Origin of the sequence: Rhizobium sp. YJ-22 (assembly GCF_029601685.1) — a bacterium.
Classification (GTDB): Bacteria; Pseudomonadota; Alphaproteobacteria; order Rhizobiales; family Rhizobiaceae; genus Metarhizobium.
In genome coordinates, this window is record NZ_JARRIR010000003.1 from 7,640 (window position 1) to 27,238 (window position 19,599).

Here is a 19,599-nt window from a genome sequence, read left to right on the forward strand (position 1 = left end):
CCCACATTTCCCAAGTAAGGCGCTGATTTCGCTGTCCTGACCATTATATTTCCTATATAAAACATGGTGTTGAAGGCTGCGAGGGGCGCGTTTCATGGATCACCCAGAGGGTGCGGGCTTGCAACGGGCAGATCGGGTGGATTTCGACCCTCGCGTGCGGCTGGAATTTCGCGGCACGCAGCTCAGTTCCGACGGCGGCCTTCTGGTGATGCGCGAGCTTGATGACGCGCTCGGGTTGTCCGATTTGGCGTCAGCGGCGCTGCGCGATACTCGCTCTGGCAAGAACACGGTCCATCGGCTCGACGGCCTGTTCCGGCAATCAGTCTTTGGGCGGCTGGCCGGATACGAGGATGTCAACGACGCCAACCGTCTCGCCTGCGATCCGGTCATGCGCCAAGTTGTCGGCGGCAGAGCGGTCGATGCACAAGCGGCCTCGGCATCGCAGATGGGACGGTTCGAGACCGAGACGCTGGCTCTGGCCGGGAACCGTGCCGCGCTGGCCGACCTGAACGGGCAATGGATCGACCGGTTCCATGACCGTAACGGGCTGAAGTACATCGTTCTGGACATGGACAGCTCGGTCAGCCCGACCCATGGCGACCAGGAAGGGTCCGCCTGGAATGGCCATTTCGACTGTAGCTGCTATCACCCCAACTTTCTGTTCAACCAGTTCGGGATGCTGGAACGCTGCGCCCTGCGCCATGGCAACGTCCACAGCGCCGATGGCTGGCGTGATGTTCTCGACCCCGTAATTGCGCGCTACGCGGAGCGCGACCTTGGTGGCAGGTTCTTCCGGGCCGATGCTGCCTACGCGATCCCGGCGATCTATGAGCGATTGGAAGAAGCGCGGTTCTTCTACGCCATCCGGCTGCCCGCAAACGCGGTCCTCAAGGACAAGATCGCGCATCGGCTAACGCGCCCTGTCGGGCGGCCGTCACTGACCAAGGTCAAGCGGTTCTTCGAGGAATTCGAGTATCAGGCGGCGTCCTGGGACAAGGAACGCCGGGTGATCGCCAAGATCGAATGGCATCCGGGCGAACTGTTCCCGCGTGTCGGCTTCATCGTCACCAACCTGCCGATGGAGCCGGACTGGGTGGTGCGGTTCTACAACCAGCGCGGCACCGCCGAGCAGCACATCAAAGAGGGCAAATACGCCTTTCGCTGGACGCGGCTGTCGTGCCGGAAGTTCCGCGACAATGAGGTGCGGCTGCAACTGCACGCCCTGGCGTACAACCTGGCCACCTTCTTGCGCTGCATCGAGCTGCCCGAGGCCATGGCCGACTGGTCGTTGACCAGCCTGCAACTGAAGCTGATCAAGATCGGGGCACGTGTGGTCCGTCACGCCCGCACCATCACCTTCCAGCTGGCCGAGGTCGCTGTCACCGGCACGATGGTACGCGCCATCCTCGCCGCTATCCGCCGATTGCGAGCGCCACCGCTATGCGCATGATCGCGATCCACGCTCAAACTGAACGAAAGCGGCTGGACAGATCTGTCCGCTGCGCTGAAAAACGCCGCCCCTGGGCAAGGAAACAGCGGCTTCGCGGTCTGATCCGTCCAGATCCAGCAGTCTGCGCGACCGCAGGTGCCGCTTGCGGCAGAAAATCCTTGTCTAGCGCTCGGATACAGGCGATCTTCACCTCAAACGACACGCCACTTGGGGAATGCAGGATGAGAGGGAGATTGCAATGAAAACGACACGTCGTCAGACACTTGGGCTTATTGGCGCCGGCGCCTTGGCCGCCGCCCCGCTGCCCTTCCTGGCGCGCCCGGCCCGGGCGGCAACCAAGATCACGGTGCTGAACTGGCAGGGCTACGGCACCGACGAGAAATGGGCGCTCGAAGCCTTCCAGAAGAAGACCGGCATCGAGGTCGTTCACGACTATTTCAGCTCCGAACCGGAAATGCTGACCAAGCTGCGCACCAATCCCGGCGCCTATGACGTGGTGCTGATCAACAGCGCCCGCACCCAGCAGGCCGCCGGCGAAGGGCTGATCGAGCCGATCGATTTCGCCAAGGTGCCGAACGCCGCCAACCTGTCGCCGGAACTGAAGGACCACCCCAACATCAGGTTCGAGGACAAGACCTTCGGCGTCGCCTGGGTCTGGGGCATCACCTCGCTTGCCATCACCGAAGGCGCCGCCAGGCCGGACAGCTATGCCGCGCTGGGCGATCCCGCCTACAAGAACAAGGTGGCGCTGTTCGACGACGCCGTGACGGCCGTCGCCATCGGCGCGCTTCTGACCGGCCAGGACATGAACAACCCGTCCGATCTTGCCGCCGTGACCGAAAAGCTGAAAGGCTTCAAGGACGACGTCAAGCTGCTCTGGTCGAGCGAGGACCAGTGGAACAAGTCCTTCGCCGCCAAGGAATTCGATCTGTCCGTCTATTGGTCGGGCGCGGCCGTGCGCTCCAAGCGCAACAGCAAGCTGCCGGTGGAATTCGTCGTTCCGAAGGAAGGCGGCATCGGCTGGCTCGACAATCTCTGCATTCCGGCGAGCGCGCCGAACGCGGATGCGGGCCTGGCCTTCATCAACCACATGATCGACCCCGACTTCTATGTTGAATGGGCGACCAAGGTCGGCGCGCCGGCTTCGGCCAACGCCGCCGCCATGGAGAAGCTGCCGGCCGACGACCTCAACCGCAAGATCCACGATCCGAGCTACCTGAAGACCATGACGATCCAGTCGGCCCTGCCGGACGATCGCCGCGAGGCTTTCAACAATCTCTGGCAGGAAGTCAAAGCCTTCTATGCCGGCTGATACGCTCGTCCGTCCCGCAGCTTCGCCGCCCGGCGCGGCTGCGGGGCACCGCCTTCCGTCCTGGTTTTCGACGGCGGCCCTGCTCCTGCCGACCTATGGCTGGTTGCTGATCGCGATCTTCCTGCCGCTCTGCACCATGCTCGCCTTCAGCTTCATGAACGCGACGCCCATGGGCCGCGCGCCCGTCGTCTTCACGCTGAAACATTACAAGGCCTTCGTCACCCAGCCCTATCTCGTCGGCATCGCCTGGGATTCGCTGGTCATCGGCTTCTGGACGACGTTTCTGTGCGCCGTGCTTGGCTTCTTCGCCGCGCTGGCGCTGGCGCGGGCGACGGCGGGGCGGGCGCGCGAGACCTTGCTGATCCTCATTCTCCTGCCTTTCTGGACGAACGGGCTGGTGCGCGTCTTTTCCTGGACGATGGTGCTGCGCGAGGGTGGTTTCCTCGATGTGCTGTTGCATTCCGTCTGGCCGGGCGCGGGCTCGATCGGTTTTCTTTATACGCGGCCGGCCATCGTGCTCGGCCTCGTCCACGGCTACCTGCCCTATATGATCCTCACCTGCTATATCGCGCTGGTCACCATCGACGACGCGATCATTGAGGCGGCGCAAAGCCTGGGCGCCCGCTGGTGGACGATTCTGACCCGCGTGCTGCTGCCGATGGCGCTGCCAGGGCTGACGACCGGGGCGATCCTCACCTTCGTGCCGGTGATCGGCTCATTCATGGAGCCGCGCATCCTCGGCGGGCGCGTCGGCGTCACCATGGGCACGGTCATCGAGGACCAGTTCACCCAGGCGTTCAACTGGCCGCTGGGGGCGGCGCTGTCCTTCACCATGCTGGCGGTCATCCTGGCGATCTTCGCCACCTTTTCCGGCGTCCTGCGCCGCAGCACGGGAGGGATGGCATGACGGCGCTGGCCCGCTTCTATCTCCTGGCGATCCTCGTCTTCCTCTATCTGCCCATCGTGGTGATGATGGCGATGGGCTTCAACGAGTCGGCACTCTATGAACTGCCTTTCCGCTTCTCTACCCGCTGGTACGAGGCGCTATCGGGCAACGGTCAGCTGATTTCCGCCGGCGTCAATTCGGTGGTGATCGCGCTGATCACGGCGGTGATCGCGACGCTGGCCGGCACCATGGCCGCCGTCGCGCTCGACCGGCACGCGGTGCGCGGGCGCACGCTGCTGCAATTGCTGCTGCTGCCGCCGATCGCCATTCCCTGGCTGATCACCGGCACGGCCATGCTGGTCTTCTTCTTCTGGACCGGTATCGGGCGCGGGATGCATGCGCTGCTGATCGGCCATGTGGCGCTCGCCATTCCCTACGTCGTGCTGGTCGTCGGCACCGGGCTCAAGACCATTCGCTCCGATCTGGAGGAGGCCGCCGTCAGCCTCGGCTCGACGCCGCTGCACGCCTTCTTCGCGGTGACGCTGCCGCTTCTGGCGCCCAGCATTCTTGGGGCGGCGCTGTTCGCCTTCGCGGTGTCGCTCGACCAGTTCGTCATCTCCTACTTCCTGTCGACACCCGGCTTCGCGACGCTGCCGGTGCAAATCTACTCGGCAATCCGCAAAGGCTTCACGCCGGAGATCAACGCCATCTCCACCATCCTGCTTCTCGGCTCGATGAGCGTCATCGTCGTCTTTGCGATCTTTGCCCGCCCCGGAGGCAGCCGTGACAAACGTTGATATCACTTCCGTCGCCAAGACCTACGGCCAGACGCCGGTTCTGGCCGACATCACCACCCATTTCGCCGAGGGCTCGTTCACCAGCCTGCTCGGGCCCTCGGGTTCGGGCAAGACGACGCTGCTGCGCATCGTCGCCGGCTTCATCACCCCAGACAGCGGCAAGGTAGCCATCGGCGGCGCCGACGTCACCGATACCCCTGTTTATGCCCGCAATATCGGCATGGTCTTCCAGTCCTACGCACTGTTTCCGCATATGACGGTGGCGCAGAACGTCGCCTTCGGCCTTGCCCGGCGCGGCATTCGCGGCGCCGAGGCCCGCAAGCTGGTCGACCGGGCGCTCGAGATGGTGCGGCTTCCCGGTTTCGGCGAGCGCCGCCCGAAACAGCTTTCGGGCGGCCAGCAGCAGCGCGTGGCGCTGGCCCGCGCCGTGGTCATCCAGCCGAGCGTGCTGTTGCTCGACGAGCCGCTCTCGGCGCTCGACCGCCGGCTGCGGCAGGAAATGCAGGTGGAACTCAAGCGCATCCAGCGCGAGACCGGCCTGACCACCATCTTCGTCACCCACGACCAGGAGGAGGCACTGGCGCTCTCCGACAAGGTCGCCATTCTCGACCGGGGCCGCATCGTGCAGATGGGACCGCCGGCCGAGGTTTACGAGCAGCCGAAGACCCGCTTCGCCGCCGAATTCCTCGGCGACACCAATTTCCTGAAAGGCACGGTCATCGATGGGGCCCTGCGGCTCTCCGACGGCACGCTCATCCGCACCGGCGCGCCCCTGCCGGCGACGGGCGCGGCGGCTATGGTCGCCGTGCGGCCGGAAAAGATGCGCATCGTCGCAGCGGACGGCGCGGGCGACGGCGCGGAAAACCGTCTCTCCGCCCGCATCGACCATGTCATCTATGCCGGGCCGGCGCTCACCTATGCGCTGACCGCCAGCGACGGCACGGCGCTCAAAATCTTCGCCCAGAACAGCACCGGCGCGATCCATGCCGAGGGCAGCGACGTCTCGCTCGTCTGGCAGCCGGCCCATACGATCCCGATGGAGGACGCGGCGTGAACGACGGCCGGACGATGCATGTGGTCATCGACATGCAGCGGCTCTTCGCGGAGGACACGGTCTGGCACACACCTTCCCTCCACGACATCCTGCCGAACGTGCTGCGCCTGTGCGCGGCCTTTGAGGCGCGGACGCTGTTTGCCAAGTTCATGCTGCCGGAGACGCCGGATCACGCGCCGGGCCGCTGGCAGGCCTATTACCGGCGCTGGTCGATGCTCACCGGATCGGCCGTCGATCCGGCCTGCCAGGATCTCGTCGCGCCGCTGGCCGCGCTCGCCGCGCCGGAAGTGCAGGTGGAGAAATTCACCTATTCGGTGTTCAAGGCGCCGGGCTTTGCCGAGCGCCTGCGGGCGGACGGCATCGAGCGGCTGGTGTTCAGCGGTGTCGAGACCGACGTCTGCGTGCTCGCCAGCGTCTTCGACGCCGTCGATGCCGGCTTCCACGTCGTCGTTGTGTCCGATGCGGTCGGCAGTTCCGACCCCGCCGCCCACCGCGCCACCCTCGACCACATCCTCGCCCGCCTGCCGGAGCAGATCGACATCCTCAGCACGGCCGACATTGTCGCCGGGCGGTCGGCGGTGCAATCGGCCTTGGAATAAAGGCATTGCCCCAAAATCCCTTCTCCCCGAAGGGAGAAAGGGTTTTGGGCACCGGCTGGCGCCGCAGCCATTCTATCCCACGAAGGCCCGTTCCACGACGAAACTTGCCGGGGCGTTGTTGGCACCTTCGACGAGGCCGAAGCTTTCGAGGACGGATTTGGTCTCGTTCAGCATCGCCATCGAACCGCAGATCATCGCGCGGTCGGTCTCGGGGGCGATCGGCGGCAGGCCAAGATCGGCGAAGAGCTGGCCGGAGCGCATCAGATGGGTAATCCGGCCCATGCGTGGGGAGGTTTCGCGCGTGGTGGTGGTATAGAGGCGCAGCTTACCGGCGGCGGCGTCGCCGACCAGCGGGTCGTCCTTCAGGCCCGCGACCAGTTCGGTGATATAGGTCAGCTCCGCGACCTCCCGACAGGTCTGGACGAGGATGACCTCCTCGAATTTCTCGTAGGTCTCGAGATCGCGCACCAGGCTGGCGAAGGGCGCGACGCCGGTGCCGGTCGACAGAAGATAAAGCCGCCGGCCGGGCATGAGCGCATCGAGCACCAGAGTGCCGGTCGGCTTCCTGCGCATCAGTACGGTGTCGCCGGGCACGATCTTCTGCAGATGCTCGGTCAGGGGCCCGTTTTCCACCTTGATCGAGAAGAACTCGATTTCCTCGTCCCAGGCAGGACTGGCGATGGAATAGGCGCGGAACACCGGCTTTTCCGCATTCGGCAGGCCGATCATCACGAATTCGCCGGAGCGGAAGCGGAAGCTCGCCGGCCGGGTGATGCGGAAGGCGAACAGCCGTTCCGTATAGTGCCGGACGCTGACGACCGTCTCGGCAAAGACGTTTTCGGGGATGGGATAGGCCGGCCGGGCGACGTGGGTTGCAGCTGCGTCCATTGCGGTCTCCTTGATCGTTGCTCGTCTGTGGCTGGCGTATCAGGCGGCGCTGGCCGGCGCGCGTATTGAGGCGGTGCCGGCCGCATCGACGCCGCCCGCCGCGTCCAGCACGACGCCGAACATGGCCTGCGCGGCGGCGCGGCTGTAGCGGCCGAGGCGCACGTCCTCGGCGACCGCCTGCGGATCGCGGGCCAGCGGATCGCCGTAGCCGCCGCCGCCCGGCGTCTCGACGCGCACGCGGTCGCCCTGCTTCAGCGGAATGTCCTGCGCCTTCGACAGATGCTCCGGCGTCATCGCGACGCCGTCGCGGGTGACGGTGACGCGGTTGGGCGCGCCGTCGCGACCGCCGAGCGCGCCGGGCGGGCCGAAGCGGCCGTGATCCATGACGAAGCTCGCCGTCGCCTGGCCGCGCCGCAGCTCGATCTCGTAATCGAGCCCGAAGCCGCCGCGATGGCGCCCGGCCCCACCCGAGCCCTCGCGCAGCGCATAGCGATGATAGAGCACCGGATATTGCTGCTCCATGATCTCGATCGGCGGCGCCTTGGAAATGCCGATGGTCGAGCAGCCGTTGGCAAGGCCGTCGTGATCGGCATTGCCGCCATAGCCGCCGCCGGAGATCTGGTACATGACATAGCCCTGGCCGCGCTCGGGATCGAAGCCGCCGAGCGCAAAATTGCCCGACGAGCCCGCCGGCGAGGCGGTGACGCGCTCGGGCAGCGCCGCCACCAGCGCGGCGAACACAGCCTCGGCGATGCGCTGGCTGACCTCCGCCGCACAGCCGGAGACGGGGCGCGGATAATGGGCGTCGAGAAACGTGCCTTCCGGGCGGATGACGGTCAGCGGCTCGAAGGCGCCGGCCGAGATCGGCACGTCCGGGAAAATGTGGCGCATGGCGAGATAGACCGAGGACAGCGTCGTCGCCAGCACCGAGTTCATCGGCCCCATGCAGGGCTTCGAGGAGCCGGTGAAATCGAAGGTCAATTCGCCGTCCTCGGCGGTCACCGCCAGGCGGATCTCCAACGGCTCGTTGACGACGCCGTCGCTGTCGACATAGGCGGTGGAGCGATAGACGCCATCGGGGATCAGGCGGATATTGGCGCGCATCTGCTCGGCGGCGCGGCGGCGCAGCTCCGCGATGGCATCGGTCACGGTGGCGTCGCCGTAACGGTCGAGCAGGCGGCACAGGCGCTTTTCGCCGACGAGAAGTGCTGCGGCCTGCGCCTTCACATCGCCGATGCGCTGGTCGGCGACGCGGATGTTGGAGCAGATGATGGCGTAGATTTCCGTATCGAGCACGCCCTGCTTGAACAGGCGCACCGGCGGCAGGCGCAGGCCCTCCTGCTCGACCGCCGTGGCCGAGGCCGAAAAGCCGCCCGGCACCGCGCCGCCGGTATCGGGCCAGTGGCCGGTGTTCGAGAGCCAGCAGAAGATGGCGCCGTCGCGATAGACCGGCATGGCGAAGCGCACGTCCATCAGATGCGTGCCGCCGAGATAGGGATCGTTGACGATATAGATGTCGCCGGGCTGCGGCGCGGCGGCCTTGGCCGTAGCGATCATTTCGATCAGCACTCGCGTCGAATATTGCATCGTGCCGACGAAGACCGGCAGGCCGCTCGCCCCCTGGGCGATCAGCGCGCCGTCGTCAGCCGAATAGATGCCGTCCGAGCGGTCGTTGGCCTCGGCGATGACCGGCGAGAAAGCGGCGCGGGAAAAGGTGAGATCCATCTCGTCGCAGACCTGCTGCAGGCCGGACTGGATGACCGACAGCGTGATGGGATCGATGCTCGCGGTGCCCATTCCTCAGCCTCCGATGGCGATGATGATGTTGCCGTCGCCGTCCTGGCGGGCGACGTCGCCGGGCTCGATGACGATGGTGGTGTCCATCTGCTCGACGATCGCCGGGCCGTGGATGACGGCGTCGGCCGGCAGGTGGTCGCGCCAGTAGACCGGCGTTTCGATAAAGCCGCCGAACCAGACCGGCCGGCGACCGGTCTCGGCCTCGGCCAGCGTCGCCTTGCGCCCGGCGGCGTCGATCAGCGCCGAAAGATCGATCTCGGCGCGGCGGCCGATCACCGAAGTGTTGACGTTGACGAGATTGGCGCGGATTTCCGGCAGCTCCACATGGAAACGGGCGAAATAGGCGTCCTCGAAGCGGCGCTGGAGGTCTTCCCGGCTCGGCTTGCCGTCGGGCAGGGCCACGCGCAGCACATGCGTCTGTCCGATGAACTGCATGTCGACGGAGCGGATCTCGCGGACCTCGCGGATGGCGACCGCCTCCTTGGCGATCAGGCGGCGGCCCTCCGCGCTCTGGCGCGCAAACAGCGCATGCACGGCCTCGATATCGGCGACGGCCAGCGGCCGGTTGACCGTCTGCACGAAATCGTGCCTGAGATCGGCGACGACGCAGCCGAGCGCATTGGTGATGCCCGGCCGCGACGGGGCGAGCACCCGGGGAATGCCGAGCTCGCGGGCGATGGCCGAGGCATGCAGCGGGCCTGCGCCGCCGAAGGCGAACAGCGCGAAATCGCGCGGATCCTCGCCGAGGCTGACCGAGACCATGCGCACCGCATCCGACATGCGGGCATTGGCGACGCGGATGACGGCCGCGGCCGCGCCGATGGCGTCGAGTCCGAGGGGCTCGCCGAGGTCGCGGCGGAAGATCGCCTCGACGTCCTGAAGCGTGATGCCGCCCGGCACCCTGGCGAGGCGGGCCGGATCGAGCCGGCCGAGCAGCAGGTTGGCGTCGGAGATCGTCGGCTTCGCGCCGCCGCGCCCGTAGCAGATCGGGCCGGGCGTGGCGCCGGCGCTGTCCGGGCCGACCTGCAGCAGGCCGGCGGCGGTGATGCGGGCGATGGAGCCGCCGCCCGCCCCGACCGTGCGCACGTCGACCATCGGCACATGGATCGGCATGGCGTATTCGACCTCGATCTCGTTGGAGACGGTCGGCTCGGCATTGCGGATCAGCGCGACATCGGTCGAGGTGCCACCCATATCGTAGGTGATGAGATTTTCCATGCCGGCGCGCCGGCCGGTATAGGCCGCCGCCATGACGCCGGAGGCCGGGCCGGACATCACCGTCTTGGCCGCCTCGTTCGCCACATGCCGGGCCGAGACCATGCCGCCATTGCCGTTCATCACCAGCACGTCGTGGCGATAGCCGCGCCCGGCCAGCGTATCGGCAAGCCGCTCGACATAGCGGCGCAGCAGCGGCTGCACCGAGGCATTGACGGCGGCGGTGACGCCGCGCTCGTATTCGCGGCTTTCCGACAGCAGCGCATGGCCGAGGGTCACGTTGCCGTTCGGCCAGAGCGAACGGGCGATCTCGCCGGCGCGCAGCTCATGCGCCGGATTGGCATAGGCATGCAGGAAATGGATGACCAGCGCCTCGCAATCCTGGTCGATCAGTGCGGCGATGGCGTCGCGCAGCGCCGCCTCGTCCAGCGGCGTCACCACCGCGCCGCGCGCATCCATGCGCTCGGGGATTTCGAGGCGCAGGTCGCGCGGGATGATCGGGCGGAAATCGCCCTTCATGCCGTAGGCTTGCGGGCGCGTGCGCCGGCCGAGCTCCAGCACGTCGCGAAAGCCCATGGTGGTGATCAGCCCGGTCTTGCAAAGCCGGCGCTCCAGCACCGCATTGGTGGTGGTCGTCGTGCCGTGGACGATGAGGTCGAGCGCGGCGAAATCCGCCTCAGCCGCCTCCAGCGCATGAATGACGCCATGCGACTGGTTGTCGAGCGTCGTCGGCGTCTTGGCCAGCCGCACCGTGCCCCGGCCGGCATCGAACAGCACCAGATCGGTAAAGGTGCCGCCGACATCGACGCCCGCGACCACCGACTGGGCCACGCCCGGTTGCGGGGCGGCGGGCGGAGTCCGGACGTCTGTCGCCGAAGCGGGAGGCTGTGACACGGCTGTTCCTCGGTATTTTTGTTTGTATACAAATGATATTGTCAGCGCGTCCCGCGCCTGTCAAGCGCGGGTCTTTTTCCATGGCCGGCACGTTTCCCTGACGTTATGGCCGCGCCCGCAGGCCAAGCCTCAGCGAAGCCCGTCCTTGCCCTGCACCTCGGAGACTGTCAGGCCGCCGATGCGCGGGAGGGGGCGGCCGCTGTCGGTGACCGCCACGGCGACCATGATTTCGTCGGCGCGCGGGCTGTCGTTGAGCCAGACTTCCATGCCGTCGAAATGCGAGCGGACATAGGCGGCGTCCTTGTGCCCCAGGGGAATGTCAAGCACCTGTCCCGGCCCGCCGCGCTTCTTGGAGGAGGGCACCAGCGCTGCGCCCTTGTCCACCGCTTCGCGCAGCGGCTTGCCGAGCGCGGGATGCAGGATGGCGGCGGCATGTTCCAGCTCGCCGTCCTCGCCGACCATCGCCGCCTTGCCGTAGCTTTCGGCCGCCTGCGGGGCGATGTCCAGCGCCTCGACGCAGCGTCGGCCGAGCAGGCTGCCGAGCTCGGCGCCGATCTCGATCAGCTCGGACAGGTCCTCGACATAACGGCCTGCGAAGGGATTGCGGATGACGGCGACGGCCGCCGCCTTGCGGGTCGGCGGATCGACCGGCCGGTCCATCTCGCGCCGGGTCTCCTCCACGAAGACGGTGAGCTTGCGGATGCGCGCCTTCACCGCAGCCCGTCCTCGCCCTTGACGTCCTCGGCCTTCAGGCCGCCGATGCGGGCATGGATGCGCGCGCCTGTCGTCATCACCAGCGCCAGCACGAGTTCATTGGCGCGCGGCGCATCGGCGACGCCCACTTCCATGGCGTCGAAATGGCTGCGCACATAGGAGGCGTTGATATGGGTGACGGGAACATCCAGCCGCGTGCCCGGCCCGCCGACCTTTTTGGTGGAGGGCACGATGGCCTTGGCTTCGCCCAGCGCCCCGCGCATGGCATAGCCGCCCGGCACATGCCAGAGCGCGCCATGCTCGAGCTCGCCGCCCTGGCCGACGATGGCGCCCTTGCCGTATCCCTCGATCGCGCCTGCTTCGCCGCCGAGCGCATCGATCAGCCTGCGGGCCATGTCGAGGCCGAGCGGTTCCAGATCTGTCATGAAGCCGGCGATGTCCGCCTCGTAGCGGCCGGCGAAGGGGTTTTCGATGACGGCGAGCACGGCGCCGCGCTTCAGTGGTGTGTCGCGGACCGGGCCACCTTCGTGGAAGACGTCCTCGACGATGGTGACGAGCTTGCGCAGCTTGGGTTCAGGCATGATGTCCGGTCTCCGGTTTGGGAAGGGCTGGGGAAGCGGCAGGCGCTACGATGCGCCCCTGTCCGCGCAGGAAAAGCGCGGCGCGGTCGATCAGCCCGCGACGGCGCAGGGTCTCGGCGCGGTCCGCGCCGGCATCGAGGGCTTCGGCGACCGTGTCGTCGTCCAGCCGGCCGAGGCCGGTGACGACCGGCAGGTCGCCAAGATCGCTGCCGTCGATGACGCTGCGCGCCGGCCGGCGCTCGACTGCGGGATGGCCGGGCAGGTCGACGCCATTGGCGACGATGCTGGCGGCGGCATCGGCCTCGGCCGCCGTCGCGGCCAGCACGGTGACGGCATCGGCGATGCCCAGCGATAGCGACCGTCCGCCCCGGCCTGATGTGGCAATGCCGCGCACGGGCGAACCCGTATCGATGGCGAAAGCGCCGAGATCGGCGCCGTCCTCGCGGGCGATGGCGATGCGGTATCCGGCGCCGGGGCCAAGATGCAGCGCGATGTCGCCGCCATTGTTGACATAAAGGCGGGCGGGGCGCTCGTCCGGCGCAAACCCGGAAAGCATGGCGGCGAGCATTTCGTCGGCCACCGCCCCGGCCACGGCCGCCATCGGCGTGATGAAATGTTCGGCGGCAAACGGCAGCACGGCATGGTGCATGCGCCGGGCAATCGCACCCTCGGGAACCGGCGAGGTTGCGGTCACCGGCGTTTTCAGCAGCGGCAATTCGCCGACCAGTTCATCGAGCACGCTTTGAAAGCGCCGGCGGGCCATCGCGAAGGCATGGGCGCGCAGGGCGGTTTCCCGCTCCGGCGCGGGCGCGCCGCCTCGACTTCCGTCAAGACCTATAACGAGATCGATGGGGCCGTGCTGCAGATGCAGCCGGCCGTCCGCATGTCCATCGAGATAGGCCGCGACGGGTCCCGTCATGCCGTTTCCGCCCTCAGGCGCCCCATTTGAAATTGCGCCCGGCCGTCGGCCAGGGGCTGGCGGTTATCGGGGCGATATGGCGCTCGGCCAGCGCCACCGCCCGTTCGACCGGAACGATCGCCTCCATATGGCCGCCGAGGGCGCGATAATCCTCCAGGCGCATGGTGAATTCGATCGGCGCGACGATGGCGGGCGTCGGCACGTAGCCGAAGCTGTTGGTCGGCATCTGCGTCACGTCCACCATCACGGTGATGCCGCCGCCCGGCCAGACATAGGCCGGCGCGCCGCCGCAGGAGACATGGGTCAGCGCCGCCTTGACCGAGCGCGTCAGCCGCACCGGATTGGTGGTGACCCCGGCGCGCAGGCTGCCGCCCGCCCCGCCGATGAACAGCACGGAGACCATGGCCGGCTCGCAGTTTTCCGCGACGATGCCGACGCTTTCCAGCACCGGCGCGGGCAAGGTCGTCTGCAATTGCGGCTTCAGATCCTCGTCCAGGATGTAATAGCCATATTGCTCGCCGGTGGTCGAGACCATCAGCAGCCTCAGGCCCGGATAGGCGGCCTTGGGGTCGAAATCGCCGAGGATGGCGAGCGGATCGGAAATATCGGTGCCGCCCCAGCCGGTGCCGGGCGCGGCCACCTGGAAATAGCGCCCCGGCGTCGAGCGCCGGCCCTTGATGCGGATACCTGTCGGGGGAATGCCGAGCAGCTTGCCGGCCTGATGCTCCGACAGCACGCCGGTGATGTGATCGTCGACCACCACCACCTCGTCGACCATGTCGCGCCATTGCCGGGCGAACATGCCGATGGTCGCCGAGCCACAGCCGACGCGCATGCGGCTTTCCTCGACGCCGTCGATGACCGGCGGCCGGCCGGCCTGCAGCGACAGGGCCGCGCCGCCATCGACCGTCATCTCGACGCGCTCGCGATTGCAAAGCCGCATCAGCGCCTCGCAGGTGATCCGGCCTTCCTTCTTGGAGCCGCCGGTCAGGTGATGCACGCCACCGAGCGACAGCATCTGCGAGCCGTATTCGCCGGTTGTCACATGGCCGACCGGCTCGCCCTCGACGCGCACCGCCGCCGCTTCCGGGCCGATGAAGCGGTCGGTGTCGATCTTCACCTTGGCGCCGCAATAGGAAAATATTCCCTCGGTGACCACCGTCACCATATCGATGCCGTCATGGGTCTGGGAGACGATGAACGGCGCCGGCTTGTAGTCGGGATAGGTGGTGCCGGCACCGACCGCCGTGACGAAGGGCGTGCCGGCATGGACGATGTCGCCGTCCCATTCGTTGTCGGCCTGGCCGGGCATGAACGGGACGACTTTGCCGCCGGCCGTCGCCGTGTTCTCGATCACGGTCAGCGGATCGACCCGGATCAGCTCACCGGCGATATTGGCGTAACGGTCGCAGGCGCCCGAGCGCCCGTCGGCGATGTAACACATCACGGGACAGGCGTCGCAACGGATTTTGCCGTTGACAGCACTTTCGACTGGCTGCTTGACCATGGCGACATTCCCCTTCGGCTCAGACGATCGCCGTTCTTGTTTATTTGTATACAAACAATTATCGGAGCCTTGGAGCGAGCTGTCAAGCGGGCTGCGCCCTTCATGGCGCCGTTGACAAACGATGCGCGCGAATTAAACCGGAGGGCGAGGGCAGGGTGACGCTGTCTTTCGATGGGAGCGCAGATGCCGGCGGAAACAGACAGGAAAAAGACATCCGGGGAGCCGGCGGCCTATCGTGTCGACCAGCAGATCGGCTTTCTGCTGCGTCAGGCCAACCAGCGCCATGTGGCGATTTTCAACGCACGGATGGGCGACCGCTTGACGACGACGCAATGGTCGGCCCTCACCAAGCTGCAGGACATCCAGCCGACCTCGCAGAACCACCTCGGCCGCGAGACCGCCATGGATGCGGCGACGATCAAGGGGGTCATCGATCGGCTCGTGGCGCGCGGTTACGTCGAAACCTCGCCTGACCCGGAGGACGGCCGCCGGCTTATCCTGTCGCTGACCGAGGAAGGCGATGCCGTCATCGCGCGCAATCTGGATGCCGCCCGCGCGGTATCGGAAGAGACGCTTGCCGCTCTCGATCCCGGCGAGCGGCGCTTGCTGCTCGATCTCATCCGCCGGCTCTCCTGAGGCTTGCTCATTCGGGCATGACCAAAGGAAGCGGTGCCCGTTTCCGATCAAAACGTCGAAAAAACAGAAGGTTGGCGATTCTTCGCCGCATGGGAGAAACGGCGGCGCAGGCGCAGGGCGCGCGATAATTCATTTGCACGCGAATGAATTATCGCTATCATCCGCCACATGGATGCGATCGACAAAAACCAAAAGGGGAACGCCGCAATCCTGACCCACGCCCGATTTGCGGGCGGCAGGGCCAGTCCTGCGCGATGTCCCGCCGCAATGGCAGGCATAAGATGGCCGCGCCTTTCCTGACCCTTTCCGTCAACGGCGCGCAGCGTCGCTTCGACCTGCCGGGCGATACGCCGCTTCTCTATCCGCTGCGCAATGATTGCGGCCTGAATGGGCCGAAGTTCGGCTGCGGTCTCGGCGAATGCGGGGCCTGCGCCGTGCTGGTCGATGGCCGGCCGGTGCGGTCCTGCACCACGCCGCTCGCCGCCGTCGCCGGGCGGGCGGTCGTCACGCTCGAGGGCCTGTCGCGCGATGGCGTGCCGCACCCCGTCCAGCAAGCCTTCACCGAGATGCAGGCCGCCCAGTGCGGCTATTGCCTGAACGGCATGATCATCGCCACGGTCGGTCTGCTGTCCCGCAAGCCGAATGCCAGCGAAGCGGAAATCCGCGCCGCCTTGCGCCGGCATCTGTGCCGCTGCGGAACGCATGTGGAGATTCTTGCCGCCGTGCGCCGCGCCCGCGCGCTGATGACGGTGTCCACTGGCAAGGAGGCGGGTGCTGCATGACCGGACCGCGCGAAACCAGCCGGGAGCTCTACCTCGAGCAGCCCGACGTGCTGCTCGTCCTGAAACCCGGCGGCGCGAACGCGCCGGAGATCTATCTGGCCGTGACGGCGGACGGCGAGGCTGTGGCGTTCAACGGCCATGTCGATCTCGGCACCGGCATCCGCACGGCGCTGGCCCAGATCGTCGCCGAGGAACTCGACCTGCCGCTGGAGCGGGTGCGCATGGTGCTGGGAACCACCAGCGCCGCGCCCGATCAAGGGCCGACGATCGCCAGCGAGACCATCCAGGTCACCGCCGTTCCGTTGCGGCTGGCCGCCGCCACCGCGCGCCGCCATCTCGTGGCGCAGGCGGCTGCGCTGTGGGCCGTTGCGGCCGATGAAATCGCCGTCGCGGACGGCGTTCTCAGCCATGGCGCGAACCGGATCGGCTATGGCGACCTCGTTCGCGGGCAGCACCGCCGCATCGATATCGACACGACGGCTCCGGTCAAGTCCGTTGAAGCCTATCGCATCGTCGGCAAATCGCTTGCGCGCGCCGATATCGCCGCCAAGTCGACGGGCGACTGGACCTATGTCCATGACGTGCGCGTACCCGGCATGCTGCATGGCCGGGTCGTGCGCCCGCCCTATGTCGGCTACGATCACGGCGAGGGGGTCGGCAGCAGCCTGATCTCCGTCGATCCCGGTCCGGTCTCGCATATGCCTGGCTTCGTCGCCGTGGTTGCCATCGGCGATTTCGTCGGTGTCGTCGCCGAGCGCGAGGAACAGGCGGCCGCGATCGCACGGTCTCTCAAGCCCGTCTGGCACGCGCCGCCGCGCCGGCCGGATCTCAATGCGCCGGAGCAGGCGCTGCGCGACAATCCGGCCATGCGACGCGTGCTGAAAGAGGAGGGCGACGTCGAGCGCGCCCTGGCTGCGGCTTCGCCGCGCATGGACCGGACCTATGTCTGGCCCTACCAGATGCATGGTTCGATCGGGCCGTCCTGCGCGGTCGCGGACTGGAGCGCGCAGCGCCTGATCGTCTGGTCCGGCACGCAGAATCCGTACTTCATGCGGCGCGACCTTGCCCGGCTGCTGGATATGCCGGAGGAGGCGATCGTCGTCGAGCGCCATGAAGCGGCGGGCTGCTATGGGCGCAATTGCGCCGACGACGTCACCGCCGACGCGGCCTTGCTTTCCCGCGCGGTGGGCAGGCCGGTGCGCGTGCAATTGACGCGTGAGCAGGAGCATGGCTGGGAACCGAAAGGCGCGGCGCAGGTCGTCGATGTGCGCGGCGGGCTCGACCTTGCCGGCGGTCCGATCGCCTATGATTTCGAGACGCGCTATCCCTCGAATCTTGCACCGACGCTGGCCCTGGTGCTGACCGGCAAGGTAACGACCAACGAAACGGTGGAGATGGGCGACCGCACGGCGATCCCGCCCTATGCCGTTCCCAGCATGCGCATCGCCGTCCAGGACATGCCGCCGATTGCCCGCGCCTCGTGGTTTCGCGGCGTTTCCGCCATGCCGAATTCCTTTGCCCATGAGAGCTTCTTCGACGAGCTGGCCGCCGCCGCAGGCGTCGATCCGGTGGAATATCGCCTGCGTTATCTGACGGATCCGCGCGCCCGCGATCTGGTGCGCGCCGTTGCCGACCGCGCCGGCTGGCATGCGCGAACGCGCTGGGGCAGCGAAGGCGGCGAGGGCGAGCTGCTGTATGGCCGCGGCTTCGCCTATGCCGTCTATGTGCATGGCAAGTTTCCGGGAACGCCGGCGGCCTGGTCGGCCTGGGTCGCCGATGTCGCGGTCAACCGACGCACCGGCGAGGTGACGGTGACGCGGGTCACGGTGGGGCAGGATTCCGGGTTGATGATCAATCCCGATGGCGTGCGCCATCAGATCCACGGCAATGTCATCCAGTCCGTCAGCCGGGTCCTCAAGGAAAAGGTGAGCTTCACCGAAACGGCGGTGGAAAGCGCCGAATGGGGCGGCTATCCGATCCTCACCTTCGAGGAGGTGCCCGATATCGACGTCCTGATGGTGCCGCGTCCGCACGAGCCGCCGTTGGGCGTCGGCGAATCCGCCTCCGTGCCGAGCGCGGCGGCGATCGTCAATGCCGTCTATGACGCGACCGGCCTGCGTTTTCGCGAATTGCCGTTGACGCCGGATCGAATCCTCGCCGGCCTCGAAGGCCGGTCGGAAAAGGAGGACGGAAAGGCCGGACAGGCGGGGCGCAAACGGCGCCGCTGGCTCGGCGGTTTCGGGCTGGCCGGCCTTGCGGGCATCGCGGCCTGCGGGCTGGCGACGCTCTCGCCGCTGCGCCCGTCCGTTGCCGCGATAGAGCGGCCGGACCCGGCATCGTTCGGTGCGGCGGCCATCGAGCGCGGCCGGCTCGTGGCTGCCGCCGGCGCCTGCGATGCCTGTCACGCCGGAGCCGGGGGCCAGCCTCTGGCGGGCGGACGGGCGTTTACGACGCCGTTCGGAACGGTATTCGCCGCCAATATTTCGCCTGACGAAAGCCATGGCATCGGCAACTGGTCCTATCCGGCCTTCGTCCGGGCGATGCGCGAAGGCATCAGCCGAAACGGGACGCATCTTTATCCCGTTCATCCATATACGTCCTTCGTGAACGTATCCGAGGGCGATCTCCAGGATCTCTATGCCTATCTCATGGCCTCACCAGCCGCGAAAAGCCCGGCGCCGCCGGCCCGGATGACGCCTCCCTTCAACATGCGTGGCCTGATGGCCGGCTGGAATGCGCTGTTTCTCGGCTCGAACGCCATTGCCTACGACCCCGCCAAGGGCGAGGCGTGGAATCGCGGCGCCTATCTGGTCGAAGGGCTCGGACATTGTTCGGCCTGCCATACGCAACGCAACCGCTTCGGAGCGGAAAAGTCCGGCGCGGCGCACCTGTCGGGCGGTCTTGCCGACGGCTGGGAAGCGCCCGCGCTCGGACATGCCGCGAAAGGCCCTGTCGCCTGGACGCAAACGGCTTTCTTCGACTATCTGCGAACCGGTCATTCCGCCGATCACGGCAGCGCCGGCGGGCCGATGGCAAAGGTCGTCGCTTCGCTTTCGGCATTGCCGGATGCCGATATCCAGGCGATGGCGACCTATCTGGCCAGTCTTTCGGGCACGCCCGCAGCCGCCGGCGGCATCGCCGAGCAACGACGCGCGGCGCTGGCCAGTGCGCAGGCGGCGGCATGGCCGGCGGCGCGCCTATCCCCACGCGGCGAGCGCCTGTTCGAAGGCGCCTGTTCGGCCTGCCATGGTCCCGACAGCCCGCTTGCCGATCTCGCGCTCAACACCAATCTGCATAGCGACCGGCCCGACAACCTGCTGCAGACCATTCTCGCGGGAGCGCCGGCCCCGGCAAGCCTTGCCCGCCGCAATCCCGGTGAAGTCATGGCGATGCCGGCCTTCGGCGATACGCTCTCGGATCGCCAGATCGAAGACCTCGCGCATTATCTGCGTGCGCGCTTTGCACCGGAAAAGCCGGCCTGGAGCGATGTTTCCAGCGTGCTATCCCATCTGCGGCAAACACCTTCCCCGACCGGCGGCCATTAGGCGGTATCCAGCCGGAAGGGGAT

At 67.1% G+C, this 19,599-nt stretch carries 16 protein-coding genes; 9 read left to right on the forward strand and 7 right to left on the reverse strand.

The genetic code is table 11. From position 1 onward, the window contains the following. The first annotated feature begins 94 nt into the window (after positions 1 to 94). The 6 genes from P7F60_RS08090 to P7F60_RS08115 all read left to right on the forward strand — a co-directional run bounded on the left by P7F60_RS08090 (position 95) and on the right by P7F60_RS08115 (position 6,098). On the forward strand, positions 95 to 1,450 hold the full coding sequence (locus tag P7F60_RS08090) for an IS1380-like element IS1247 family transposase (protein ID WP_006473457.1): 1,356 nt from the start codon (positions 95 to 97) through the stop codon (positions 1,448 to 1,450). 238 nt (positions 1,451 to 1,688) lie between these two features. Further along, positions 1,689 to 2,762: an extracellular solute-binding protein gene (locus P7F60_RS08095; protein ID WP_277917220.1), complete on the forward strand. Its 1,074-nt coding sequence runs from the start codon at positions 1,689 to 1,691 to the stop codon at positions 2,760 to 2,762. Continuing rightward, on the forward strand, positions 2,752 to 3,669 hold the full coding sequence (locus P7F60_RS08100; RefSeq protein ID WP_277917221.1) for an ABC transporter permease: 918 nt from the start codon (positions 2,752 to 2,754) through the stop codon (positions 3,667 to 3,669). The genes P7F60_RS08095 and P7F60_RS08100 overlap by 11 nt, the downstream gene beginning before the upstream one ends. Beyond that, the gene (locus P7F60_RS08105) at positions 3,666 to 4,445 is read left to right on the forward strand and encodes an ABC transporter permease (protein WP_277917222.1); all 780 of its coding nucleotides are present in this window, start codon (positions 3,666 to 3,668) and stop codon (positions 4,443 to 4,445) included. The genes P7F60_RS08100 and P7F60_RS08105 overlap by 4 nt, the downstream gene beginning before the upstream one ends. After that, positions 4,432 to 5,499, forward strand: a complete 1,068-nt coding sequence (locus tag P7F60_RS08110) for an ABC transporter ATP-binding protein (protein ID WP_277917223.1) — start codon at positions 4,432 to 4,434, stop codon at positions 5,497 to 5,499. Before P7F60_RS08105 ends, P7F60_RS08110 begins: the two co-directional genes overlap by 14 nt. Then, positions 5,496 to 6,098: a cysteine hydrolase gene (locus P7F60_RS08115; RefSeq protein WP_347276858.1), complete on the forward strand. Its 603-nt coding sequence runs from the start codon at positions 5,496 to 5,498 to the stop codon at positions 6,096 to 6,098. The genes P7F60_RS08110 and P7F60_RS08115 overlap by 4 nt, the downstream gene beginning before the upstream one ends. A gap of 72 nt (positions 6,099 to 6,170) precedes the next feature. Here the strand turns inward: P7F60_RS08115 and P7F60_RS08120 are convergent, their stop codons facing one another. The 7 genes from P7F60_RS08120 to P7F60_RS08150 all read right to left on the reverse strand — a co-directional run bounded on the left by P7F60_RS08120 (position 6,171) and on the right by P7F60_RS08150 (position 14,613). Further along, positions 6,171 to 6,986, reverse strand: a complete 816-nt coding sequence (locus P7F60_RS08120) for a ferredoxin--NADP reductase (protein ID WP_277917224.1) — start codon at positions 6,984 to 6,986, stop codon at positions 6,171 to 6,173. Positions 6,987 to 7,025: 39 nt separating this feature from the next. Then, positions 7,026 to 8,783, reverse strand: a complete 1,758-nt coding sequence (locus P7F60_RS08125; protein ID WP_277917225.1) for a hydantoinase B/oxoprolinase family protein — start codon at positions 8,781 to 8,783, stop codon at positions 7,026 to 7,028. Between the two features lie 3 nt (positions 8,784 to 8,786). Beyond that, the gene (locus P7F60_RS08130) at positions 8,787 to 10,829 is read right to left on the reverse strand and encodes a hydantoinase/oxoprolinase family protein (RefSeq protein WP_277917688.1); all 2,043 of its coding nucleotides are present in this window, start codon (positions 10,827 to 10,829) and stop codon (positions 8,787 to 8,789) included. A gap of 192 nt (positions 10,830 to 11,021) precedes the next feature. Then, complete coding sequence (locus P7F60_RS08135) at positions 11,022 to 11,606, reverse strand: amino acid synthesis family protein (protein ID WP_277917226.1); 585 nt, start codon at positions 11,604 to 11,606, stop codon at positions 11,022 to 11,024. Next, on the reverse strand, positions 11,603 to 12,187 hold the full coding sequence (locus P7F60_RS08140) for an amino acid synthesis family protein (protein ID WP_277917227.1): 585 nt from the start codon (positions 12,185 to 12,187) through the stop codon (positions 11,603 to 11,605). The genes P7F60_RS08135 and P7F60_RS08140 overlap by 4 nt, the downstream gene beginning before the upstream one ends. Next, on the reverse strand, positions 12,180 to 13,106 hold the full coding sequence (locus P7F60_RS08145; protein WP_277917228.1) for a UPF0280 family protein: 927 nt from the start codon (positions 13,104 to 13,106) through the stop codon (positions 12,180 to 12,182). Before P7F60_RS08145 ends, P7F60_RS08140 begins: the two co-directional genes overlap by 8 nt. Before the next feature lie 13 nt (positions 13,107 to 13,119). Continuing rightward, positions 13,120 to 14,613: a 6-hydroxynicotinate reductase gene (locus P7F60_RS08150; RefSeq protein WP_277917229.1), complete on the reverse strand. Its 1,494-nt coding sequence runs from the start codon at positions 14,611 to 14,613 to the stop codon at positions 13,120 to 13,122. A gap of 183 nt (positions 14,614 to 14,796) precedes the next feature. Between P7F60_RS08150 and P7F60_RS08155 the strand changes: the two genes are divergently transcribed. The 3 genes from P7F60_RS08155 to P7F60_RS08165 all read left to right on the forward strand — a co-directional run bounded on the left by P7F60_RS08155 (position 14,797) and on the right by P7F60_RS08165 (position 19,576). Then, on the forward strand, positions 14,797 to 15,249 hold the full coding sequence (locus P7F60_RS08155) for a MarR family winged helix-turn-helix transcriptional regulator (protein ID WP_277917230.1): 453 nt from the start codon (positions 14,797 to 14,799) through the stop codon (positions 15,247 to 15,249). Positions 15,250 to 15,530: 281 nt separating this feature from the next. Further along, complete coding sequence (locus P7F60_RS08160; RefSeq protein ID WP_277917231.1) at positions 15,531 to 16,031, forward strand: (2Fe-2S)-binding protein; 501 nt, start codon at positions 15,531 to 15,533, stop codon at positions 16,029 to 16,031. After that, entirely contained in the window at positions 16,028 to 19,576 is a 3,549-nt protein-coding gene (locus P7F60_RS08165) for a molybdopterin cofactor-binding domain-containing protein (protein WP_277917232.1), read from the forward strand. Before P7F60_RS08160 ends, P7F60_RS08165 begins: the two co-directional genes overlap by 4 nt. The last annotated feature ends 23 nt before the right edge of the window (positions 19,577 to 19,599 follow it).